The organism is Methanocrinis sp., assembly GCF_049974945.1.
Taxonomy (GTDB): domain Archaea; phylum Halobacteriota; class Methanosarcinia; order Methanotrichales; family Methanotrichaceae; genus Methanocrinis.
Window position 1 is genome coordinate 1 of record NZ_JBNGCU010000021.1, and the last position, 21,133, is coordinate 21,133.

23 protein-coding genes and 1 pseudogene are annotated in these 21,133 nt (G+C 60.2%); 13 read left to right on the forward strand and 11 right to left on the reverse strand.

What is annotated here, in order from left to right; genetic code table 11:
• Positions 1 to 521, forward strand: a 521-nt coding sequence (gene rbr / locus ACP5EL_RS03505; RefSeq protein ID WP_428401068.1) for a rubrerythrin, incomplete at its 5' end; no start/stop codon positions are given.
• A gap of 139 nt (positions 522 to 660) precedes the next feature.
• Here the strand turns inward: rbr and ACP5EL_RS03510 are convergent.
• Positions 661 to 1,560, reverse strand: coding sequence for a hypothetical protein (locus ACP5EL_RS03510; RefSeq protein ID WP_428401069.1), 900 nt, complete (start codon positions 1,558 to 1,560; stop codon positions 661 to 663).
• 254 nt (positions 1,561 to 1,814) lie between these two features.
• On the opposite strand from ACP5EL_RS03510, the gene ACP5EL_RS03515 reads away from it, so the two are divergent.
• Positions 1,815 to 4,220: an FtsX-like permease family protein gene (locus ACP5EL_RS03515; protein WP_428401070.1), complete on the forward strand. Its 2,406-nt coding sequence runs from the start codon at positions 1,815 to 1,817 to the stop codon at positions 4,218 to 4,220.
• A gap of 26 nt (positions 4,221 to 4,246) precedes the next feature.
• Here ACP5EL_RS03515 and ilvA read toward each other — a convergent pair whose 3' ends face one another.
• The 3 genes from ilvA to ACP5EL_RS03530 form a co-directional block, all read right to left on the reverse strand.
• Positions 4,247 to 5,488: a threonine ammonia-lyase gene (gene ilvA / locus ACP5EL_RS03520; protein WP_428401071.1), complete on the reverse strand. Its 1,242-nt coding sequence runs from the start codon at positions 5,486 to 5,488 to the stop codon at positions 4,247 to 4,249.
• Positions 5,488 to 5,787, reverse strand: coding sequence for a YunC family protein (locus ACP5EL_RS03525; RefSeq protein WP_428401072.1), 300 nt, complete (start codon positions 5,785 to 5,787; stop codon positions 5,488 to 5,490). The genes ilvA and ACP5EL_RS03525 overlap by 1 nt, the downstream gene beginning before the upstream one ends.
• A gap of 147 nt (positions 5,788 to 5,934) precedes the next feature.
• A complete protein-coding gene (locus ACP5EL_RS03530) occupies positions 5,935 to 6,093 on the reverse strand; it encodes a hypothetical protein (protein WP_428401073.1) in 159 nt (52 codons plus the stop codon).
• 47 nt (positions 6,094 to 6,140) lie between these two features.
• Between ACP5EL_RS03530 and ACP5EL_RS03535 the strand changes: the two genes are divergently transcribed.
• The 5 genes from ACP5EL_RS03535 to rtcA all read left to right on the forward strand — a co-directional run bounded on the left by ACP5EL_RS03535 (position 6,141) and on the right by rtcA (position 11,021).
• A complete protein-coding gene (locus tag ACP5EL_RS03535) occupies positions 6,141 to 8,492 on the forward strand; it encodes a tetratricopeptide repeat protein (protein ID WP_428401074.1) in 2,352 nt (783 codons plus the stop codon).
• A gap of 96 nt (positions 8,493 to 8,588) precedes the next feature.
• The gene (locus tag ACP5EL_RS03540; RefSeq protein ID WP_428401076.1) at positions 8,589 to 9,185 is read left to right on the forward strand and encodes an METTL5 family protein; all 597 of its coding nucleotides are present in this window, start codon (positions 8,589 to 8,591) and stop codon (positions 9,183 to 9,185) included.
• Between the two features lie 8 nt (positions 9,186 to 9,193).
• A complete protein-coding gene (locus ACP5EL_RS03545; RefSeq protein ID WP_428401077.1) occupies positions 9,194 to 9,757 on the forward strand; it encodes an exosome complex RNA-binding protein Csl4 in 564 nt (187 codons plus the stop codon).
• The gene (locus ACP5EL_RS03550) at positions 9,754 to 10,029 is read left to right on the forward strand and encodes a DNA-directed RNA polymerase subunit L (RefSeq protein ID WP_428401078.1); all 276 of its coding nucleotides are present in this window, start codon (positions 9,754 to 9,756) and stop codon (positions 10,027 to 10,029) included. The genes ACP5EL_RS03545 and ACP5EL_RS03550 overlap by 4 nt, the downstream gene beginning before the upstream one ends.
• Positions 10,026 to 11,021 carry an RNA 3'-terminal phosphate cyclase gene (gene rtcA, locus ACP5EL_RS03555; protein ID WP_428401079.1) on the forward strand — a complete coding sequence of 332 codons (996 nt, stop codon included), beginning with the start codon at positions 10,026 to 10,028 and terminating at the stop codon, positions 11,019 to 11,021. The genes ACP5EL_RS03550 and rtcA overlap by 4 nt, the downstream gene beginning before the upstream one ends.
• 56 nt (positions 11,022 to 11,077) lie before the next feature.
• Here rtcA and ACP5EL_RS03560 read toward each other — a convergent pair whose 3' ends face one another.
• Together ACP5EL_RS03560 and ACP5EL_RS03565 are read right to left on the reverse strand one after the other, a co-directional pair.
• Positions 11,078 to 11,761: an MBL fold metallo-hydrolase gene (locus tag ACP5EL_RS03560; protein ID WP_428401080.1), complete on the reverse strand. Its 684-nt coding sequence runs from the start codon at positions 11,759 to 11,761 to the stop codon at positions 11,078 to 11,080.
• 67 nt (positions 11,762 to 11,828) lie between these two features.
• Complete coding sequence (locus tag ACP5EL_RS03565; RefSeq protein WP_428401081.1) at positions 11,829 to 12,479, reverse strand: DUF5803 family protein; 651 nt, start codon at positions 12,477 to 12,479, stop codon at positions 11,829 to 11,831.
• Between the two features lie 200 nt (positions 12,480 to 12,679).
• Here ACP5EL_RS03565 and ACP5EL_RS03570 point away from each other — a divergent pair, with 200 nt between their 5' ends.
• The 3 genes from ACP5EL_RS03570 to ACP5EL_RS03580 all read left to right on the forward strand — a co-directional run bounded on the left by ACP5EL_RS03570 (position 12,680) and on the right by ACP5EL_RS03580 (position 14,017).
• Positions 12,680 to 13,177: a GNAT family N-acetyltransferase gene (locus ACP5EL_RS03570; protein ID WP_428401082.1), complete on the forward strand. Its 498-nt coding sequence runs from the start codon at positions 12,680 to 12,682 to the stop codon at positions 13,175 to 13,177.
• Positions 13,178 to 13,222: 45 nt separating this feature from the next.
• Positions 13,223 to 13,408: a hypothetical protein gene (locus ACP5EL_RS03575; RefSeq protein ID WP_428401083.1), complete on the forward strand. Its 186-nt coding sequence runs from the start codon at positions 13,223 to 13,225 to the stop codon at positions 13,406 to 13,408.
• Between the two features lie 291 nt (positions 13,409 to 13,699).
• Positions 13,700 to 14,017, forward strand: coding sequence for a hypothetical protein (locus ACP5EL_RS03580; protein WP_428401084.1), 318 nt, complete (start codon positions 13,700 to 13,702; stop codon positions 14,015 to 14,017).
• On the opposite strand, the gene ACP5EL_RS03585 is transcribed toward ACP5EL_RS03580, so the two are convergent.
• Positions 14,010 to 14,510, reverse strand: coding sequence for a hypothetical protein (locus tag ACP5EL_RS03585; RefSeq protein ID WP_428401085.1), 501 nt, complete (start codon positions 14,508 to 14,510; stop codon positions 14,010 to 14,012). The genes ACP5EL_RS03580 and ACP5EL_RS03585 overlap by 8 nt on opposite strands.
• 173 nt (positions 14,511 to 14,683) lie before the next feature.
• Between ACP5EL_RS03585 and ACP5EL_RS03590 the strand changes: the two genes are divergently transcribed.
• Complete coding sequence (locus ACP5EL_RS03590; RefSeq protein WP_428401086.1) at positions 14,684 to 15,565, forward strand: hypothetical protein; 882 nt, start codon at positions 14,684 to 14,686, stop codon at positions 15,563 to 15,565.
• A 73-nt stretch (positions 15,566 to 15,638) separates the two neighbouring features.
• Here ACP5EL_RS03590 and ACP5EL_RS03595 read toward each other — a convergent pair whose 3' ends face one another.
• Together ACP5EL_RS03595 and ACP5EL_RS03600 are read right to left on the reverse strand one after the other, a co-directional pair.
• Positions 15,639 to 16,454, reverse strand: coding sequence for a nicotianamine synthase family protein (locus ACP5EL_RS03595; RefSeq protein WP_428401088.1), 816 nt, complete (start codon positions 16,452 to 16,454; stop codon positions 15,639 to 15,641).
• On the reverse strand, positions 16,438 to 17,334 hold the full coding sequence (locus ACP5EL_RS03600) for a nicotianamine synthase family protein (RefSeq protein ID WP_428401090.1): 897 nt from the start codon (positions 17,332 to 17,334) through the stop codon (positions 16,438 to 16,440). Before ACP5EL_RS03600 ends, ACP5EL_RS03595 begins: the two co-directional genes overlap by 17 nt.
• A gap of 461 nt (positions 17,335 to 17,795) precedes the next feature.
• On the opposite strand from ACP5EL_RS03600, the gene glgP reads away from it, so the two are divergent.
• Positions 17,796 to 19,484, forward strand: a complete 1,689-nt coding sequence (glgP, locus tag ACP5EL_RS03605) for an alpha-glucan family phosphorylase (RefSeq protein WP_428401092.1) — start codon at positions 17,796 to 17,798, stop codon at positions 19,482 to 19,484.
• Positions 19,485 to 19,621: 137 nt separating this feature from the next.
• Positions 19,622 to 19,784, forward strand: a pseudogene (locus tag ACP5EL_RS03610) (zinc ribbon domain-containing protein); the annotation flags it as partial.
• A gap of 20 nt (positions 19,785 to 19,804) precedes the next feature.
• Here ACP5EL_RS03610 and ACP5EL_RS03615 read toward each other — a convergent pair.
• Together ACP5EL_RS03615 and ACP5EL_RS03620 are read right to left on the reverse strand one after the other, a co-directional pair.
• Positions 19,805 to 20,554 carry a right-handed parallel beta-helix repeat-containing protein gene (locus tag ACP5EL_RS03615; RefSeq protein WP_428401094.1) on the reverse strand — a complete coding sequence of 250 codons (750 nt, stop codon included), beginning with the start codon at positions 20,552 to 20,554 and terminating at the stop codon, positions 19,805 to 19,807.
• 21 nt (positions 20,555 to 20,575) lie between these two features.
• Positions 20,576 to 21,133 (reverse strand): hypothetical protein (locus ACP5EL_RS03620; RefSeq protein WP_428401096.1); only part of this gene is annotated, 558 nt, incomplete at its 5' end.

The window sequence follows — 21,133 nt, forward strand, 5'->3', positions numbered from 1 at the left end:
GAGAATCCCAGGCGCGAAACCGGTACAACTTCTTCGCCTCCCAGGCCAAGAAGGAAGGGTACGAGCAGATCTCCGCCATCTTCGCCGAGACCGCCGAGAACGAGAAGGAGCACGCAAAAAGGCTCTTTAAGTTCCTGGAAGGAGGCGAGGTCGAGATTGTCGGAGCATTTCCCGCCGGGGTCATCGGAAAGACCGAAGACAACCTCCGAGCGGCGGCGGCCGGGGAGAACCACGAGCACACCTCCATGTACCCCGAGTTTGCGGCCAAGGCCGACCTTGAGAGCTTCCCCGAGATCGCCGATACGATGAGGAATATCGCCGCGGCCGAGATGGGCCACGAGAAGAGGTTCCTCGCCCTGGCGAAGAACATCCAGGAGGGGACGGTCTTCAAGCGGCCGGGAACCGTCCAGTGGAGATGCAGAAACTGCGGCTACATCCACGAGGGCTCCGAGGCTCCCGAGGAATGTCCGGCCTGCGCCCACGAGAGGGCCTACTTCGAACTCCTCGCCGAGAACTACTAGATCTGAACTATCGAGACGACGACGGATCCGGGGCAGGTTAAATGAGGCCCCATCCTTCCTTCCATCCCTCTTTTCACAGGACGAAGACGGCCGGGGACCCTCTCACCCGCCGATCGTTCGGCTCCGTCCCCGGCCCGGCTCAGTCCTCCCCCAGGACCTCGGGCATCATCTCTCTCAGCCGGTCCAGCCGCTCCTCGGGCCTGGAGGGCCGGTACTCGACCACCCTTTTTGGGCTCAACAGCTCCACCACCCTGCTCGTAGAGACCTCCTTCGAGTAGGAGGGGGTCATTAGCCGGACGGCGTCGAGGTACCTCTCGGGGTCGTAGACGGAGATACGCCAGGGCTCGATGCCGACCACCAGGTCCAGGTCGGATACGTCGGCGGGGAGGGCGGCGTCGCTGTACCCCTCGATCACGAGGGCGTCGTGTTCCGATGCGATCCTCCGGCGGGCCGATCCGATCGCCCGGCCATAGTGGGCCTCCACCAGGCCGTTCAAGCCCTCGGCGTCCTCCACCCGGCGGACGTCCGCCGCCTTGGGGCGGAGTTTTCTCAAGAGCCTCTTCTCGCCGTTGAGGTGTACGTTGGCGTTCTCGACCAGGAGGTTCAAGCCGCTATCTTCGTCTCTCCCTCCACCTCCGACTTCATCGTCTTCTTCATCGCCTATTATTCCTTCTTCATCTCCATCTTCGCTTTTGCCTTGAGGCCAGAAGGTGATCCTGTCGACGATGAAGGAGGGGACCCCGGTGGCGGGGTCGATCAGAGAGGGCTCAGACCAGAGCCTGTGAACCGGATTTATCAGCTCCTCGGGGATGTCCCCCGTGGACTCCTCCTTCAGCAGGCCCACATCCCTCCCGTAGAGCCTCCCTTCGGAGAGGGCCCTGCTGACGACCTCGTAGTCGTACCAGATGTTGTTTCCCGCCATCGGCTTGAAGCCGCAGACCCTGAGACCCTCGCCCCTCAGGTGCGATAGAAGGGCCCGGGAGAAGGTGGTCTTTCCTGAGTCCACGCCCTTCAACCCCACCACCAGAACCTGATACATCCTCTATCGCCCTCCTCGTCGTATACTTTGTCCCATTCGTCTCCTTCGTCCCTTTCTTCGGATCTCCGTCGCATTTGGGGATGATATCTGAGATTTAATATCCATTTTGATCTGATAAATGGGGACTTTTTCGGCGGTTTTATAAGTTTTGGTCCCGATACCCTCACAAAAATCTTCATTTGCCGAAATATCTGGCCCATATCTGGCTTCGAAGAGAACGTCTATAAAGCCTCAAGGCCAAATTACGGTCTGCTTTGTCCCCTCTCGCCTCCAGCTCCGGCTTCGAGCTCTTCGTGGCGCTGAAGCACGTATTATCCCGCAGGCGCCAGACCATCCTCTCGGTGACCGCCGTCGCCCTGGCCGTCTCCATATCCCTGATCTTCACCTCTCTTGGGAACGGCTCCCAGGAGCTTCTGACCGATATCGTGGAGGAGAAGCTGCCCCACGTCCGGATCTCGCCCGCCCAAGGCGAGAAGTACATCCACCTCTATCGGGGTCTCCTGGAGAGGGTCGCCGCCATCGAGGGGGTCAGGTCCAGCTCGGCGGCTCTCTCCACCTCGGCCACGATCTCCTTTGAGGAGAAGAACAGAAACGCCCTCCTCCGGGGCGTCGACCCCGCCGACGAGGACGCCATCTACAAGATCGGCGACTCGATGGTCGAAGGCGAGTTCTTCGACATCCTGGATGGAAAAAACCTCGTTATGGGCGAAAAGCTCGCGGGCGACCTCGGCCTTAAGGTCAGCGACCGGATGGAGGTGAGCTTCCCAAGGGCTAAAACGATGGACCTGGAGCTGGTGGGGACCTTCGATACCGGAACGCCCCTGGACGAGAGCTTCGCCTACGTCTCCCTCAGGACGGCACGAGACTTCCTCGACGAGGGGAACGTCATAAGCTCCGTCGAGCTGCGGCTCTTCCAGATCCAGGATGCCGAGAGGGTCGCCTCGGTCATCGACGGCCTCGGCTATGAAGCTACGAGCTGGCAGGAGAACAACCCTGAGATCGTGAGGTCGATCGACGTCGGCGGCTTCTGGAGATCCCTCTCCATCTTCTTTGTTATGATCATCGCCGCCTTCGGGATCGCAGCCATCATGAACATGCTGGTCCTGGAGAAGACCCGGGAGATCGGGATGCTCACAGCCCTGGGAGCCGACCGGTCAAACCTCCTCAAGATATTCATCTACGAGAGCGGGATTTTGGGGCTGATCGGAGGCCTCTTCGGATGCATCCTGGGCCTTTTGGGCATCCTCGCCCTGGGAAGCTTCAGGTTCGAGATAACCGCCGGAGGGAGGGAGGTGAGCTCCATCCCCCTGGTGATCGATCCATGGAACTTTCCCACCTACCTCCTCCTGGCCCTCGGCCTCAGCCTCCTGGCCGGAGCTTATCCCGCCTACCGGGCCTCGGGCCTCGACCCCGTTGATGCCCTCAAGGGCGAACAGCTGGGGAGGAGGAAGCGCGGGCGTTGGCGGCCGACCTTACTCGAGGAGCGGTTCGCCTGCCGGTGCATCTCCCTCGGGTTTGAGACGGCGGTGGCGACGAGGCACATCCTCTCCAACAGGAGGGGGACGGCCTTCACCCTCCTCTCGGTGGGGGTGGCGGTCGGGGTGATCATAATGTCCCTCGGCCTCACCTCGGGCGTGAGGACCGAGATCGTGGCGAGCACCATCGAGAAGAACCCTCACCTCTACATCGAGCCGAAAGAGGGCGAGGAGTACCTCCACCTATACAGGACAATATCGGAGCGGATCTGGGACTATCCCGGGGTCGTCGCCGTCTCCCCCAGGCTCGTCGGCCAGGGGGCAGCGAGGCACAGGGACAACGTCGAGGGGGTCGAGTTCATCGGCGTCGAACCCGGCCCCGAAAACCTCCTCATGAACGTCCAGGCCTCGACTCTGGTCGGAGAGTTCTCGGATCTGAAGTACGGGCGAAGTTCGGCATTCCTGGGGACGAAGCTCGCCGAGAACCTGGAGATCGGGCCGCAGGAGAGCTTCGACCTGGTGATGAAGGACCGGAGGGCGAGGCTCAAGGTGGCGGGGCTGGTGGAGAAGGGGACGGTCAAGGACTCCAGCCTCGTCTACATCCCCCTGAAGACCGCCCAGGAGCTGGTGGGAGAGGGAGACGTCGTCTCCGAGATCGGGGTGCGACTCTCCGACTTCGAGGAGGCCCCCGCGGCCGCCGCCGACCTCAAAAGAAGCCTCCACCGCGAGACCAGCTCCTGGCAGGATTTCAGCCGGGAGATCGCGAGGTTCGTCGGCACCCAGTCGCGGATAAACCTGATCTTCTACTCCATGATCCTGGCCATCTCCGGCTTCGTCATAGCCAACACCACCATCATGATCATCAGCCGGAGGACTCAAGAGATCGGGATACTGATGGCGATGGGTGCCGAGAGGGGAGCGATCCTCAAGATCTTCATCCTGGAGAACCTCCTCCTCGCCCTCCCCGGCGGCGTCCTAGGGTCGATCGTAGGCCTTCTGGCGGGAAGGCTGATCTCGACCTACGGCCCCTCGGGCTTCGGCGGCGTCCCCCTCACCTTCTCCCTGCGACCAGAGTTCGTAGCCTATTCCGTACTCTTCGCCCTGGCCCTGAACTTTCTCGCAGGGTTGTACCCGGCGATCAGGGCCTCGAGGCTTGATCCCGTCGAGGCTATAGCCTCGGACTGATGGTCTGAAAACGAAAAACGTCGGGTTCAGCTCCTGACCGTTATCTCGTATCCGGCGGCCAACAGAGCCGCTTTCATCTCCTCGATCTGATCGGGGCCCCGGGTCTCCACCTCCAGGTTCACCCTCGATCTGAATAGGGAGTGGCCTCTTTCTCCCCGGGCGTGGTGGATGGCCAGGACGTTTCCGCCTCCCTCCGCCACCAGGCTCAGAAGTCGGGCCAGGGAGCCGGGGGCGTCCTCGATGCAGGCCGAAAAGCGCATTATTCTGCCGTTCTTAAGAAGCCCCTGCCTTATCACCCTCTCCAGGAGGGGCGGGTCGAGGTTTCCTCCGCTGATCACCAGGACGACCTCATTCCCCTTCGCTATCTTGATCTTCGAGGCGAGGAGGGCCGCCAGAGGGACGGCTCCGGCCCCCTCCGCGAGAACCTTCTTCCTCTCCAGGAGGGCCAGGATCGCCGTGGAGATCTCCTCCTCCTCCACCAGGACGACCTCGTCGACCAGCTCCCTGATCAGGGGGAAGTTCGCCTCGCCGATCTCTTTGACGGAGATCCCGTCGGCGATCGACCTCTCCGCCTCGACCACCACCCTCTCTTTGGCCCGGAGGGCTTCCAGGGCCGAGGGGCAGGCCGCGGCCTGGACCCCCACGATCCTCGTCTCCGGCCTCTTGGCCTTGATCGCCGATGCTATTCCGCCGATGAGGCCGCCTCCGCCGACGGGGACGACGACCAGGTCCGGCTCGGCGAGATCCTCCAGGATCTCAAGGCCGATCGTCCCCTGGCCGGTTATTATATCCAAGTCGTCGTAGGGATGGATGAAGGTCCTCCCGTCCTCGGCCATCTTTTGGGCGAACGATATGCTCTCCCTCAGGCTCTCCCCGGCCAGGATCACCTCGGCCCCGTAGCCCCTGGTCGCCTCCTGCTTTGCCATCGAGGCCCAGACCGGCATCACTATCGTCGCGGGAAGGCCCGCGGCCTTGGCGGCCAGGGCCACCCCTTGAGCGTGGTTTCCGGCGGAGGCGGCGACGACCCCCGCGGGGCCGATCTCCTCCCGTCGGCTCAAGACCTTGTAGGTGGCGCCCCTCACCTTGAAGGAGCCGCCCTTCTGGAGATCCTCGAGCTTCAGGTAGACCTCAGCCCCCGCCATCCGCGAGAAGGTGGGCGAGCGGACTAGAGGGGTTCGAATGACGCTGCCCTCGATCAGCTTTGCCGCCCTCATGACGGCTTCAAGGGTGATCGCGGAGCCGATCTCCATCTCTCCCAGCCTCGTCATCAGAGGAGGTCCAGGGCCTCTCTTCCGCTCATGCCGGCCGCAAGCCCGAGCTCGGCTGCCGGGGCGTTTGCGTCCTTCACCTCGCCGGAGAGGAGGTCCTCGAGGCTGGCGATGGAGCTTCCTCGCGTCGGCTTCACCCTCGCTGCCGGGTAATCGAACTTCTCCAGCCCCTGAACGTCGAAGGCACCGCATCCGATCATACCCCTCTTCGCCACCACCAGGACGAGGTTTGCGGGCCCCAGGGGTATGACGTACCCTTTCGCCTCTCCGTTCTTGTAAGGAACGTTCTCTTCAATCATCTCTTCATCCTCCCATCTGCGGAACAAACTTAAAATTTTTCTGAAAGATCTGGTCATGACGAACGGCGGACCGACGGACTGGCTGAGGTTTTTTCGACCCAGCTCGTGCAGGTGCAAACTCTCGAGAGCGGTCCCGCTACAACCTGCTCAAAGATTTCCGAGATTAAATAAATGGCGCTTATCCTCCTTTTTGGCAGGGATCTCTCCGAGACCGGCAGAGCGCCTCCCGGCGGCAAACTGGAATTTGTGGGAGAGCAGCCTTATCGAATCCGCCTCAAACGGACCTGCCCAATATATCCTGAACATATTATTCTCTCAGAAACTACTTAAAGATAAAAGTCGATTCATATCCGATGGATCAGCTCGTCGTCCTCCAGGAGATATTCGAGTCCTACATGAGGGGCGGATTTTCCCGCGCCATCGACCCAAGATCGATCAGCGGCGATTGTGCGAGTCTGGTGGGCGCCCTCCTGGAGAGCTTCGAGGACGGACAGGTCGACGAGAAGATCTGCCTGAGGCTTTTGAACTGCCTCTCCGACGTTTACGATATCAAGCGGCTCGGCGACATCTGCAGATTGGCGGGCCATCTGGGGGTCGCCGCTCGATGCTACAACAAGGCCCTCTCTCACACCTCCGACCAGCACCTGGGGTATGTCCTCCTCAACAACCTCGGCCAGGTCCACGCCCGACAGGGCTACCTAGGCCGGGCTCTTCACTACTACGAGCGGGCGGGTGAGGGGTTCTCCACCCTCGGCGACATCGGCAGCCTCGCTCACGTCCTCGGCAACATGGCCTCGGCCTACCGGAGCAGCCTGGACTATGATGCCGCCCTCGAAAACTGTAACAAAAGCCTCGAGATCTTCAAAAGCCTCGATGACGAGTTCGGTGTGGCCCAGATGACCGGAAGCCTCGGCCGGATCTGCGCCGAGAGGGGCGACTTCGACCTCGCCCTCCAGCAGTACGAGAGAAGCCTCGCGGACTTTGAGGGGCTCGGCGACCAGAGACAGGTAGCCTGGCTTCTCAACAGGATGGGACGGGTCCACGCCGAGATGGATATGGTCGACGTCGCCATCGGCTACTACCGCAAGAGCATGGAGATCTTCGAGGGTATCGGCCAGCACCACAACGCCGGTGTCGTCCTCTCGAACATGGGGCGTCTCTACCTGGATCAGGGCGAGTACGACCCGGCCGCCGACCATCTCGAAGCGAGCCTGGGTCTGATCAGAAAGAGCATGCAGCCGGTCCGCGCCAACGCCGTCTCTTGGCTTTCTGCCGTCCGGTCGATCCGGGGTCGAGACCTCCACCAGCAGGCCCTCCACCAGATCGCCGATGAGAGAGGAGATGGGGGCGCAAGCGAGATCTTCGCCCAGGCTTCCGCCAACTATGCGGGAGCCTCGGACTGCCGCCTAGAGCTGGCCAGGACGCCGGGGGTGGGCCTGCCGGATCTGGAGATAGAGGCGGGGGTCGCGAGCTTCGCCTCCGCCTTCGTGATGCTGGAGATGGAGGGCGATCCGGAGAGGGCGATCAGGCTGGCCGAAGAGGGGGTCAGTGCCCTCAATTCCGCCCTCTCGCAGGCCGAGGACGACTCGGAGAGGCCCTGCGCCGAGGCCCTGCGGCGGAGCATGATGGGGATGAAGGAGACCTGGCGGCTCGCCCTGGCCAGAGATGAGCCCTGGAAGCTCTTCGACGTCGTCGCCGACGCCACCGAGCACTTCTCCCAGGCGATCCTGCTCCTCAGCTCGGCCAGCCGGGGCTGCCAGGAGGCCTGCGGACAGCTCCTTCCCGCCTTCAAGACCCTGGGCAGGTTCATCACCTCGATGCTGAAGGGCGAACCTCCAGAAGACCTCTCAGAGACTATAGCATATCTCAAAAGGGCCGAAAGCGCCTTCGAGCTGGTGGCTCCAGACCTGGGGATGATAAGCCCATTCCAGATCAGGGAGGCGCATCTCATGGTCAAGAGGCTCGGTGAGATCTCAAACCGCGCGGGGCCGGAGAACGGCCTTCCTCTGGAGACCTGCCAGAGGGCCCTCCTCCTCATGGGCCGGGTCCTGACGAGGGCGGCCCTGGCGGAGGCCGCGGATCTGGAGCTTGTCAGGACCTGGAACGAGTCGATGAACCTGATCGAGGAGGAGCCGCTCGGCATGCCCAAGCCGAAAGCGTCGGAGAGGGAGTTTCTCCCAACCGGCTCGAAGGAGCCCAGACCCCCTGAAGGGGCTCGGGCCGGGGAGGCCAAAGCCAGACCTCCGATGATCCGTTCCATCGACGAGATCCTCTCCTCGCGGGAAGGGCCGTCGGCCCGGGAACGGGTCAGAGCCAAAGAGTTGATAGAGCTTCCAGAGGACCGGGCCGGGTCCCAGGAGCCCGGGCACCCCGGCGGAGCCGATCAGGGGGTCGAGACCGGCGAAGTCCCGCCTCTCTTGATCTGTGAATCGAGCCCATCCAGGGACGAGATCTCGAAGGCTCCGGCCTGCGACGGCGTGGCGGTCACAAGGCCCTATACTGCCACAATTCTGAGGTCCTTCTCTCGATTCGCCTCTGATCTCATATCGGACCTCGCCCCTGGAAGGGGAGAGTTCAAGACGGCCAGGTTGCAGAGACAGTCCCATAAGGCCCTCCTGGAGTTTCTTGTCCTGAGATCTTTGAGGCTTTTTGCGGCCCTGGTCCTCCTCTACATCCTCATCGACCTGACCCACTACTTCATATAGGTCCAAGCCCAAGGAACTGTCCGATATCGACATCCCCTTTTCGGGCCCGACGCCCTATCGAAGGTTCCCGCTCGAACGTCCCTCATCTCCACGGCTATGAAGAAAAGAAAGCTCGACATGATCCTGGAACAGCTGGAGGGTTTTTCTGCTCCAGACCCTCGGCTTGAACAGTACGCGACCCCAGCTCCGATCGCCTCGGAGCTCCTCTATTCGGCCCTCCTGCGGGGGGATCTTGAGGGGACGGTCTGCGATCTTGGCTGCGGAACGGGGATCCTGGCCATAGGGGCCGCCCTCCTCGGGGCGAGGTCCGTGGTGGGGGTCGAGCTGGACGGCTCGGCCCTCAAAACTGCAAAAGAGAACGCCCGCCTTCTCGGCGTCGATATCGAGCTGGTGAGGGGGGAGGTGGCGTCGATAGCCCTCAAGAACGTCTCCTCGGTGATCATGAACCCGCCCTTCGGTGCCCAAAAAGGAAGCTCGGGCGACCGGGCCTTTCTCAGAAAGGCGACGGAGATGGGCGAGGTCGTCTACTCGATCCACAACGCTGGCAGCGAAGGGTTCATTAGACGGTTCGTAGAACCCTGTAAGGTCGAAGAGGTACAGAAGATCGCCTTTCCCCTGAAGAGGTCCTTCAAGTTCCACAGTAGAGACGTCAAGGTCATAGAGGTCGAACTATATCGGATATTTTGCGGGTGAACCATAAGATGCAATGCAATTTTGTAATTCCTGGTGATATCGTCGGCGCTGCAGAGGAGTTCATGCCCGGCGAAGGCACCTACGTCAAAGGAGAGCACGTCCGCGCCACGACTGCGGGGGTGAAAGAGATCGATTCCAAGGAGAGGTCCGCCAAAGTCCTCCCCAGGGCCAACGCCCCCGTGAAGCTCGAGAAGGGGGATATCGTCGTCGGCCAGATCACCGACCTCAAAGAGAGCCTCGCCATCCTCCGGCTCGCCTTCAAGAGGGGGCGCGAGTCGAGGCCCATCCACAACACCGAGGCCTTGATCCACATATCCAGGATCAAGGACTCTTACGTCAAGGAGATGCGCCAGGCTCTCGGCCTCCGGGACATAGTCAAGGCCAAGATAATCGACGATACTCCGACCATTGGCCTCTCCATAGTCGACGATGACCTGGGGGTGGTCAAAGCCTACTGCACAAGGTGCGCGACGCCCCTGAAGCTGGAGGGAAAGCGGCTCGTCTGTCCCGAATGCGGGCAGGTCGAGTCCCGCAAGCTCAGCACCGATTACGGAACGGGGATGATCAGATGAACGTGAAGATCCTCAAGAAGACCGACGACGAGCTCCACCTGGAGTTCGAAGGGGAGAGCCACACCCTCCTGAACCTGCTCAGGTCGGAGCTGCTCGAGGACGACCGAGTCCTCCTCGCCACCTACGACGCCAAGTTCCCGATGATGACAAGCCCCATCTTCAGGCTCAAGACGAGGGACGTCGACCCCGTGCTCCTCCTGAACGAGGTCGCCGTCAGGATAGTCGGGATCTGCGAAGAGTTCGAAGAGGAGTTCAAAGCAGCGGTCGGATGATAGAGATCGACGGGTCTTTCGGCGAGGGCGGAGGCCAGATCGTCAGGACCGCGGTGGCCCTCTCCGCGGTCACCAGCTATCCTGTGCGGATCACCAGTATAAGGAAGGGCAGGAAGAATCCTGGCCTCTCTCCTCAGCACGTTACGGCGATATCGGCCCTGGCACAGGTCGCAAACGCCGAGATCGAGGGTGCGAAGCCGGGGTCAGCGGAGGTGATCTTCCGGCCGGGCGAGATCCAGGGCGGCGAGCGCGAGATCGATATCGGGACTGCCGGGAGCATCACCCTTCTGATGCAGTGCCTCCTTCCGGCCCTGATCTTCGCCGACTCTCCGACGACCCTGACCGTCCGGGGCGGAACGGACGTCAAATGGTCGCCGACGATCGATTATCTCTCCCAGGTCGCCCTTCCCGCCTTCGCCGAGTTTGGGGTTCAATCCAGGCTGTCGTGCGAGCGGCGCGGCTACTACCCCCGGGGCGGAGGGGTCGCGACCCTGGAGGTGGCTCCTGGGAGGCTCAGGAGGGCCGATCTTTTGGCCTCCGGACCCGGAGAGGTGGAGGGCGTATCTCACTCTTCAAACCTCCCCCAGCATGTAGCAGAGAGGCAGTCGGAGGCCGCCACCCGGGTCCTGGGGCGGGAGGGCTTCGATGCCGAGATCAGCTGCGAGACAGGAACCTTCCCCTCCACCGGGAGCGGGATCACCCTCTGGTCGGGCCGAAAGGGGGCGAGCGCGCTGGGGGAGCGCGGCCTTCGGGCTGAGAAGGTGGGGGCCTCTGCAGCAGAGGAGATGGTGGCGGAGCTTAGATCGAGGGCCGCGGTGGACCGGTACCTGGCAGACCAGCTCGTCCCCTACCTGGCCCTGGCCGGCGGCTCCTATTCCGCTCCCCAGATATCGAGGCACGCCTCGACGAACATCTGGACTGCCACCCGGTTTTTGGACGTCGATATCTCCGCCCAGGAGGGAGATGTGGCGACCTTCAGGGCCGAACTCTAACCCGGCGAGGCCGCCCTTCTATCCGAGGTCGAACCTCCGGCCAGGGAATTTCGCGTCTAAATCTGCCGATACCTTCTCAGCTGAGACTCGATGTAATCTCGCACGTCGCCGCCCCGAAAGACTCCGGCGTGCCCCTCGCAGAGTAGGTCGGCCTCCAGGTCCAGGAGCTTCTCCATCGACCTTCTCCACTCGTCTATGTCAGATCCCCAGCCGTCGCTGAAGGGGCCGTGAACGTCCTGGCCGAAGAGGACCCTCCCCTCTTCGAGGTCGAGACAGACTGCGATGCTCCCGGGGGTGTGGCCGGGGACTGCGACGAAGTGGAAATCCAGATCTCCGAGTCGATGATCCTCGCCATCCCCTTCCAGGATCAGGTCGATCTTCACAGGCCAGTACTCGATGCCGTAGAGGTCGGCGGCGGTCAGCCTCCGATCGCCGAGCTCGATGGCGTCCCGGTCTGCCTGGTGGCCTATCACCCTGCAGCCGGTAATCTCTTTAATCTTGGATATCCCCCCGACGTGGTCGATGTGGCCGTGCGTCGCGACGAGGTGGCGTATATCGGCCGGATCGAAACCGAGGGCATGGACGTTTCTCAATATCGGCCCGGCGCCGGGGCCCGCCCCGGCGTCGATCAAGACCTGCTCACTGTGTGCGTCGACCAGGTAGACGCAGCAGTCTGCAGGGTGAGAGATCTCCGGCCCCCCGACGACGTAGATTCCCTTTGCGATCTCTTTCGGCTCCATAGTGGCCGGAGATGAAGGCGTCTGGTACTTAGACCTGACTGACCACGCGATCTGACCCCTATCCTACTCAGATCCGCCCTTCTTGCTCAGAGTCCTCGTCAGCCTCTTGCCTGACCGACCTGAGCCTTCTTATGCTCATCAGGTGCTCGAGGGCCAAAACCCCTGCCAAGAAGGCCAAAAGCAGAAGAAAGAGCTGAAAGGCCCGTGGAGCGCCCTCCCGATAGAAGCTGACGTCGATCAACGTCCTCTTCGCCGGACTCGTCCAGATGAGGACGGTCCTGTCGTCCACGATCTCGACCTCGTCGGGTTTGGGCCTCGCCTTCCCCAGGAGGGAATCGCCGGTGGCGTACCCTGCAGGAAGAACGACCCGGACAGGGATCCCCTCCTCGGCAAAGGTCACGAACCTCTGCTCTGAGATGGGGCGGGTATAGTTGATCTGCCCATCCACCTCCTCCTCCTCGGAGATGACTTTGTACTGATAAGAGCCCCGCCAGAAGCTCACCTCCGTCTCGACGGGAACTTCTGACCCTTGCGAATCGAAGAGCCTGATCTCTGATTTGAAGGGGAATGTCAGGTTGAAGCTGCTGCCGTTAGCGGGGACTATCACCTCGGCCTCCGACTTTGAGAGGATGTAGGTGGTGCCGTTGAACCCGTCAGCTATCAGGCCATGAGAGACCGGAACCTGGGCGAGAAGGAAGACCATCAGCGTCAGGAGCACGAAACCAGCCTCTCGGTTCATCATATACCGCCTTCCCAGAAATACCGCCTATCGCTTCGACGATCGTCCATCGCTTCGACACCGGTCGCGTCGGCGGTCGCATCCGCCTTTTCGACGCATACCATGCTGCAGCTGATGGTTCCCGACCTCAAGAGAACCGGATGGGATAAAAACTTCCCCATAGAAAAGTTATTTTTATCTTGAGGCCGATTGCCGATCTGCCCGAGATGAACGTGATGAACGCCGGGGGGAGCCCGAAAGGGGAGATTAAGGTCAGAAGGTTTGAGCCTCGCGATTTTTCCGAGGCGGCGGAGCTGGACGTCGAGGCCGGGGGAGGCCACGACCCCTACCTTCTCACCTTCTTCTTCGAGAACTATCCCACCACCTTTCTGGTGGCGAAGGTCGACGGGAGGATCGTCGGGATGGTCATGGGGTTCAGACAGTCGCCTCTTGAGGGCAGGATCTTCTGGCTGGCTGTGAGATCGGGACACCGGGGACAGGGCGTCGGCCGAAGGCTGATGACGGATCTTCTGGAGATCTTTCGGAGGCTCGGGGTGATCTTCGTGATCCTGGAGGCCAGGGCTGGGAACAGGAGGGCTCAGAGGCTCTACCTCGACCTGGGCTTTGAGATCGTGACGACCTGCCAGAGCTATTACCCCGATGGCGAGGGTGCGGTGATCATGAGAAGATCGCTGTAGTCTTCGGGCCGTCTCCATATCTTCCTTTTGGCGCTGAACACCTTTTTGGCCTTGCCGGCTCTGCTGGGAGATACAACCACAGTTGATGATGATTCCGGTGAGGTCCACGCGGTTCTGAGCGCTGAAGAGTACAGCATAATCAAGGACGAGGCCAGCTTTGAGGTCATAATGATGGACGGCTTCGCCTCCACCACCTCGTCGGGAGATCCGATGCTGATGCACAAGGTCTAAAACCTTCTCTTCCCCCGACGCCGCGGGTGAAGATCTCGAGCTCGAGATCGTCTCCGCCGATCTTTGAGTCCTGGATGGCGCATACGAGATCGAGCCCGTAGGGCCCGGTTCCGGCCGACGACGAGCTCAACGGCGCATCGGGGACGGAGTTTTGGGGGGAGAAAGATCCCGATCCCGCCAGAGAACGGCCGGATCCCTCGCCGACGTCGTCCACGGCGCAAAGTTCCGCTCAATCGAGGGGGGCGCCATCTCTTCTGGATCAGCCAGCCGAACGAGACATTATCAGCGGTGTTGGGGTTTCTGGACGGGAGGGGAGGGGGGAATTATAAGGGTGATTCCATCATGGTTAAATCTGGAGAGGGGTATTTTTATTGGTATATGTCTCTCTTTGAACGGATTTTTAAAGTGGTCTTGATGGGTGGCCTCGCCCTCCTCGCCGGAGGCGTGGCGGAGGAGGTGTACGAGGAGTCGGGCATAGCTTATGAAGAGGGCCACCCCACAGCCTACGGCGGAGTTCGGGGGTGGAACCCCCTGAAGTCCTTGGAACTCGTGGGGAAGATCGCCCTCAGGCATATTGAGGACCTCCTCGAAAACGGTCCTCTCAGTTGATATAGTGGACACTGGATCTGTCAAACCCCTTCACTATCTCGATCCCGCCGTCGTCGGGCTTCCACGCCGCCTCCGGGTAGACGAGATCTTTTAAATAGCCGCCGATTTCGGCTGCTATTCTGGTGGCGGGATGGTCGCCGCCGAGCTGCTCCCGGCTGATCTGGAGGGTCTTCGTCGCGACCAGCTCCTCGTCGAGGTATCCGAGGGTGTGGATGTACTCGTGAAGGAGAACGAAGAAGGCGTAGGGCTTGTAAAGCTCGGGCCTCGTCTCCCTGATCCTCTGGAGCGGGATCCTGTTCATCACTATGACATTCGAGCCGACGGAAAAAAATCCGCCAAGAAATCCTCGAGGGTGGTTTCCGAGGTCGGCCATGCCGAGCATCAGCCCACCACGGCTCCTTCCAGTGCTCTTCAGGACGGCGGCCTTCACCACCTCGAAGACGTCTGCGAGGCTCTCGGCCTCCTCAAGCTGGACCCTGAAATTCTTCCGCATCTGGATACGATCTGGTCTTCCGCGTATATAATACTAACTCCGATTTAGTATCTGCATGATACTAAATAATACAAACCCACCCAGAGCAACATATATCATTAATGGCTGCCCAATGGTGGCCTTCATAGGCTGAAGTGCGTTTGAGGAAAAAGCTTCTTTGGTGGTTTGAGAAGATGCCGAAAGATCTCGTATTCGGACAAACTCTCTGGATGGGGCTGTTTTTTGCGGCGATACTGATCCTTTTTGGTCCGGCCCTGGGCCAGTCGGACAGGGTAGAGGGGCCCTGGGGAGAGCGGGGGGACGTGCCGGTGGCCGGCGACTTCGACCGGGACGGATTCGTAGATGACGTCGCTGTCTTTCGCCCGGGTCCGAATAGCTGGACCTTCGACTTGGACGCCGACGGCGATACCGACGCCAGCACCAGGATGGGACCTGGCGACGAGGGCGACCTCTTCGTCGTCGGCGACTTCAATCGGGACGGCTACCTCAATGACGTCGGCATATTCATGCCCTCTCGGAGGTGGTACTTCGGAACCTTCACCTATACCGAGACCGGCGCCATGGCCTGGGCGGCCCCCTTCCCGGGCATAACCTGGGGGCTTCGTGGCGACCTCCCGATTGCCGGCGACTTTGACGGAGATGGCCATAGGGACGATCTCGGCGTCTTCAGACCCTCTAACCGCATCTGGTACTTCGACTACGACTACGACGGCAGCACCGATCTGACCTCTGGGCCCTGGGCGATCAGGGGCGACCTCCCGATAGCCGGTGACTTCAACGGCGACACCGAGGTCGGCGATCTGGGCGTCTTCAGAGCCTCCGATCGGACCTGGTACTTCGATTATGATGCGAACGGAAACACCGATAGGAGGCTTCGCCCCTGGGCCCTCAGCGGCGACGTTCCCATATCCGGAGACTTCGACCGGGACGGCCTCTCCGACGACATCGGAGTCTTCAGGCCCTCGACCCGGACCTGGTACTACAAGTACTCCGACCTGTCCTGGTCCTCGCCCGGGATGACTGGAGGGCCGACGCCCGGATACGTAAATGCCTGAGCTTTTCGGGTAGGTGAGCTCCAAAAGGTGTCTTCCTCTTCACCCCGTCTTCCCCTTCTCCTTTTCTTCTCCGTCAGCGGGACTCTATTAGAAATACCGAGGTGTTGTTCACGGGAGGCTCGGGCCTGATCCGCAGATCTTCCCGAAGCTCTGGAGGCGGATCGAAAGCAGGATCGGAGTCCAGAAGCCGCCTGAGCCCCCTCTCGTAGATCCGGTATGAGACCCTCGTCCCCGGATTGATTGCACTTTCCAGATGGCGGAAGATCTCCCCCTTCGGCTCCGCCATGGCGGCAACCATCACCAGGTCGCAATCTCTGTCCAGGGTAAAGGAAAAGTGGTCTCCCACCAGAATCTCGATCCGCGAAGAAAGGCCAAGCCGGTCGAGTACGTCTCGGGATAGCTCTGCCCACCGTGCCACCCTCTCTACACCGACGCCGGTCAGATCGTACTCGCTGCAGAGGAGGATCAGGCTGAGAGGAAGGGGACCGCTCCCGATGAAGGCGACGATATCCCCGGATTCGAGGCTCGCACCCCTCATCTCAGCCTCAGCGATGATCAGGTAGTTCGGATAGAATTTGAAACTCCTCAGAGCGTTCCAGGGGTCGGGGTCGTCGAGGATGGATCTCGCCGCTTCCACCTCCAGCCTCAGGCTGTAGACGCTTCTCAACCTCGATATCACCTCTCTCGCCTCTCTGAGACGAGGATCCCCGATGAGCCTCTCCACCACCCTCTCCTCGACCTCCTCGGCTGCCAGGACGTCAAGGCGTCGGAACGCCTCTTCGAGGTTTTCGGACCTCGAGCTGAAGATCTCGTCGTCGCTCATATCCATGATCGAGGCGTAAACCTCCATCAGGACTGAACGGGCTGCCTCTTCAGATATCCCGGCCATCTTCTTTTAGCTCCAAAACTACAATCGTGTTGTTGACCTTTCCCCTGGGGGCTATCTCCCTCACCTTCCTGAAGCCCTCCACGTCCCCCGGCTGTACCGGCCTGTAGAGGACGGCTCTCATCCCCGAGTACGTCCGGTAGCAGACCTTCCTCGGCCCCCTCTTCCTCAAGACGGAGCGGATCTCCTGGAATATCCTCTTCTTCGGCTCGGCGAGGGCCGCCACCAGGACCACGTCCCACTCGATGCCCTCGAGGCCGGATTCGTCCCCCTCGACGATCGAGACCCTATCCTCCAGATGGAGGTGCTTTACGCATTCTCTTGCTATCTCGATCGCTCGGGGATCGCTATCCAGTCCCACAGATCCGATACCGTAGATGCGCCCCAGGAGGATGGAGGTTATGGGAAGAGGACCGCATCCGAGGAAGGCGAGGGTATCCCCCAAAGAGAGGTTCGCGGCCTTCACCTGATTTTTGATCAGGGCTCTGTACCTCGGGTATAGGGGGAAGGACTTGAGCGCCGACCACGGGCTTTGGGAGTTGAGGAGATCTCTTGCAAGATGGATCTCATGATAGTCGAAGAAGGCCGAATAACAGGACCGTATGGTGTGAAGAGCCCTCTTGATCTCTACGTCCTCCAGGATCAAACCCGCCAGACGGTCTCCAACCTCAAGGTGGGCTACCTCGTCTAGATCCCGGTAGAGGGCATAGAGGTCTTCCGGCTTCAGGGTCGAGAGGCTCTCTTTATCGTGGACCCGAACCTCATCGTAGAAGTTCAATATGTGAGATTTAATCACCTCAAAGCCGTGACTGCAGTCGAGACGACAGCCAGAAAATTCCCTCGCAAGATGGAGGCGATCTGCGACGGCCTGCTCTATTCGCACCGGATATAAAGTGAATCTCGACTGATTTAAGGTTTTCTGGGCACCATCTAGAAATCGAGTGATATTCAGCTTTTGGGAACAAAATGCCGTTTTACTTTATCTCCATATCTCTAAAGTTTTCGCGATAATAAGGTGATTTCTAAATTATCGCAAGATATAGTTCATTAATAAATCAATAAAATTTACTAAATTAATGTTGTTTGTGGCCGGGGCACCGTCCACGAAGTAAAAGCTGTAAGATTTCGAGATGTATTTTAAGAAAATTTTTTGCAGTCCCACCGTCTTTCGAGTTTCGCCTTCGATGCAACCCTAATCCTCTCCCTTTTCGCCTCTCTGCTGGAGGGGTCGAATTAAGTACTTAGAAGGACAAAGAATGAGAGGAGTTGAGGGGAAAGCGGGAGGGCGAAACCTCGAATGGTGCGCCGCCCCCTGTTGTCGATCGAAGGCGGAGGTGGATCAGTTTGGATGAAGCAGGAGAAAATTCGAAGGGAGCCGTGAGGGGAGAGACGATAGCCTATTTCTCAATGGAGATCGGCATGGTGGAGGAGATCCCCACCTATGCAGGGGGGCTTGGCACCCTCGCTGGAGATACCGTTCGGTCGAGCGCCGATCTCGGGCTGCCCCTCGTCGCCGTCACCCTGATCAGCAGGAAGGGGAGCTTCCGGCAGGAGCTCGACCCCGCCGGGAGGCAGATCGAGCACCCGGCGGAGTGGGACCCATCGGATCTGATGGAGCGGCTGCCTGAAAGGGCGAAGGTCGGGATCGGAGACAGAGAGGTCAGCATCGCTGCCTGGCAGTACATCCTTGAGAGCCCCACCGGCGGCTCGATTCCAGTCCTCTTCCTCGACACCGACCTCGCAGAGAACGCGCCGGAGGATAGAGGGATCACCGATCACCTCTACGGAGGGGACCAGAGGTATCGGCTGAAGCAGGAGATCGTCCTCGGGACCGGCGGTCTGAAGATCCTGGATGCACTTGGGTTTCATATCAGAAAGTACCACTTGAACGAGGGCCACTCAAGCCTCCTGGCCCTGGAGCTGTTGGAGCGGTGTGGAAGAGACGCGGAGAAGGTCCAAAAAAGGTGCGTATTCACCACCCACACCCCGGCGGAGGCGGGGCACGACAAGTTCTCCTACGACCTCGTCGGTGAGCTGATCGAGGACGGCGAGAAAATCGAGATGCTGAAGAAATTTGGAGGCCAGGAGAGACTGAACATGACCCTTTTGGCCCTCAACCTCTCCATGTACGTTAACGGCGTCGCAAAAAAGCATCAGGAAACCTCCAGCGCCATGTTTCCGGGCTACCAGATCCATTCGGTGACGAACGGCGTCTACTCCTACAGGTGGACCTGTCCGGAGTTCAGGGAGCTATACGACCGCTACCTTCCAGGCTGGGCGAACGAACCGGAGCTTCTGGTGAGGGTCGACATCATCCCCGACGATCTGATGGTGGAGGCTCACGCTCGCACCAAGAGGGCGCTGATCGATCTCGTCAACCGGTCGACGGGGACCGAGATGGACCCCGAGGTTCTGACCCTGGGGTTTGGGCGACGATCGACTGAGTACAAGAGGCCGACGCTGCTCTTCTCCGATCTCGATCGGCTCAGGAGGATCAACTCGAGGGGCGAGATCCAGATCGTCATGGCGGGAAAGGCCCATCCGGAGGACCTCCAGGGAAAGAGGCTGATAGAGGAGATCTTCGGTTATGCAGAGGCTCTGAAGGGCGAGATCGAGGTGGCCTACCTCGAGAACTACGATATGGCCCTGGCGGCGAAGATGGTCGCGGGGGTCGACGTCTGGCTGAACACGCCTCTTCGGCCCCGGGAGGCCTCGGGGACCAGCGGGATGAAGGCGGCCCACAACGGCGTCATAAACTTCAGCGTCCTCGACGGCTGGTGGATCGAGGGCTGGATCGAGGGGGTCACCGGCTGGTCGATAGGCCCCGAGCCCGGCGAGCAGCTCTCCTTCGAGGAGGGGGGGCAGAGGGACTTAGACGACCTCTACAGCAAGCTCGAGTACATAATCGTCCCCACCTTCTACCACCGGAAGGACGATTGGGTGAAGATTATGAACAACTCGATAGGCATGCTCGCCTACTACTTCAACAGCCACAGGATGATGAGAAGGTATGTCACCGAGGCTTACCTCTGATCCGGGTGAGATGCTTTGAGGTGGATAGGATCTCGGATAGGATTTTTAGGAGGATGTAGGGCTAATCCCCGCCTTTTCAAAGGCGCGATACAGCTCGTAACTATTAATTTCACCCCGCCACACTTTATTTTTATACCACGTCTTACAAGGCAGAATGGGCCGGCAAACATGTTGAACTTGTAAATCCTTCAAATACATCCCAAATATGTTCGGGCTCTGGACAGGGATCACAATGCAGCCATCAACATTCTCAGACTGGGGCTACAGTCTGTGGCGAAAGCCCAGATGCCCCCGACTTAAGTCGGGGGAGTAGTCACCCTCTAAGAACGGATTATGGGTGTTGGTATGGTGATCTTCACCGTTATCGTCGAGGTCTCCGTCTCGACCTTTGCGTCGTTCGGTCCGGGCTCAACGGCTTTGGGGCTCTCGTCGACGTTGGCTCCTCCAGAGATCCTGTACTCGGTCTCGCCCTCTCCGAGGTCGTCGTAGGCGTTCTTCTCCCACTGGTTTGTGCCCGCGTCAACAGCGTTCTCGTTGGCGTTCTTCGAAAACTCGTTCTGGGTCAAACTGTTTCCGTCGGAGCCGGCCGGGATCCAGATACCGTACTTGTTTTTGCTGACCAGGTTCCCGGATACGACGTTATCGTCGGATTCGGAGAGGGATATGCCATACCACCTGTTCTCGGTGACCAGGTTGTTCCTGATGCTGTTTTTGTCGGACTTCACCTCGATCCCCGCCTTCCCAAAACCTCCGTTTTTTACGACGAACCCCTCCAAAGTGATCCCATCTGCGGAGAGGGTTATGGCGCTTCCCACCCCTTTGCCGTCGACGACGGGCTTTCCGGACCCGCTGTCCACACCCCGGAGTACGACGCTCTTGTCTACCACCACATTCCCTTCAAATGTCCCGCTCTCAACCCTGATGATATCGCCCGGGCTCGCCTCTTCGACGGCCCTCTGGATGCTGGAGTAGTCACAGCCTTCGGGCCCGACGGTGACGGCGACCGCCTGAGCCATCGCCACTGCCGTCGCTGCCGTCAAGATCAGAGCCGAGAAGAGTTTCCATATCATCCACCATTCCCCCATATCACTTCACACCCCCCCAAACCCGGACCCCATGTCCCGGAACTCAAAATTCATACCCTCGAAGTTCAGGTCTATATCCTCGATGGTCAGATCGAACTCGAACTCCGCGCCTTTGGCGGGTCCTTTTGCGCCACCTATCCAGACGGGGCCTTCCGGGCTTTCAGAACCGTCGGCCTCAAGACCACCGGCCCTGGATATGCTGGCTGTGGCATCGTCGGGCCTGGTCAGCTCCGAGAGGACCCGCCTCATGATCTCGTCGCGATCTGAAGAGCTGTTTATAGCCTCAAACCCGAAGGCGAAGTAGACCACTTTGTAGGTTCCGGTATCCACCCTCGCCGCAGCACACCCGCCGTTTCTGTAGTTGAAGACCTCGGTGGCGTAAGCGGTGACTGGAGCGATCTCGCTCGGCCAGTACTGGCTGTCAGCCCCGTCGCCGTCGGAGATCCCGACGGTCATCCCGTCGGATATGGGGTCGCCGGAGACGCCCTCGAGGATGTAAACGCCGGTGTTGTCCTTCACGTACTCGACCTGGAGGTAATCCCGATAGAAGTCGGTGTCCTGGAT

What these genes read in the sequence shown, in the direction of transcription:
- ACP5EL_RS03525 (WP_428401072.1), bottom strand. Translation starts at nt 5,787, where the DNA reads ATGATTGAAGAGAACGTTCCTTACAAGAACGGAGAGGCGAAAGGGTAC.
- ACP5EL_RS03595 (WP_428401088.1), bottom strand. Translation starts at nt 16,454, where the DNA reads ATGGCCGGGATATCTGAAGAGGCAGCCCGTTCAGTCCTGATGGAGGTT.
- ACP5EL_RS03615 (WP_428401094.1), bottom strand. Translation starts at nt 20,554, where the DNA reads ATGATATGGAAACTCTTCTCGGCTCTGATCTTGACGGCAGCGACGGCA.
- ilvA (WP_428401071.1), bottom strand. Translation starts at nt 5,488, where the DNA reads ATGACGAGGCTGGGAGAGATGGAGATCGGCTCCGCGATCACCCTTGAA.
- ACP5EL_RS03590 (WP_428401086.1), top strand. Translation starts at nt 14,684, where the DNA reads ATGCCGAAAGATCTCGTATTCGGACAAACTCTCTGGATGGGGCTGTTT.
- ACP5EL_RS03545 (WP_428401077.1), top strand. Translation starts at nt 9,194, where the DNA reads ATGCAATGCAATTTTGTAATTCCTGGTGATATCGTCGGCGCTGCAGAG.
- ACP5EL_RS03530 (WP_428401073.1), bottom strand. Translation starts at nt 6,093, where the DNA reads ATGTTCAGGATATATTGGGCAGGTCCGTTTGAGGCGGATTCGATAAGG.
- ACP5EL_RS03585 (WP_428401085.1), bottom strand. Translation starts at nt 14,510, where the DNA reads ATGCGGAAGAATTTCAGGGTCCAGCTTGAGGAGGCCGAGAGCCTCGCA.
- ACP5EL_RS03510 (WP_428401069.1), bottom strand. Translation starts at nt 1,560, where the DNA reads ATGTATCAGGTTCTGGTGGTGGGGTTGAAGGGCGTGGACTCAGGAAAG.
- ACP5EL_RS03560 (WP_428401080.1), bottom strand. Translation starts at nt 11,761, where the DNA reads ATGGAGCCGAAAGAGATCGCAAAGGGAATCTACGTCGTCGGGGGGCCG.
- ACP5EL_RS03550 (WP_428401078.1), top strand. Translation starts at nt 9,754, where the DNA reads ATGAACGTGAAGATCCTCAAGAAGACCGACGACGAGCTCCACCTGGAG.
- ACP5EL_RS03540 (WP_428401076.1), top strand. Translation starts at nt 8,589, where the DNA reads ATGAAGAAAAGAAAGCTCGACATGATCCTGGAACAGCTGGAGGGTTTT.
- rtcA (WP_428401079.1), top strand. Translation starts at nt 10,026, where the DNA reads ATGATAGAGATCGACGGGTCTTTCGGCGAGGGCGGAGGCCAGATCGTC.
- ACP5EL_RS03535 (WP_428401074.1), top strand. Translation starts at nt 6,141, where the DNA reads ATGGATCAGCTCGTCGTCCTCCAGGAGATATTCGAGTCCTACATGAGG.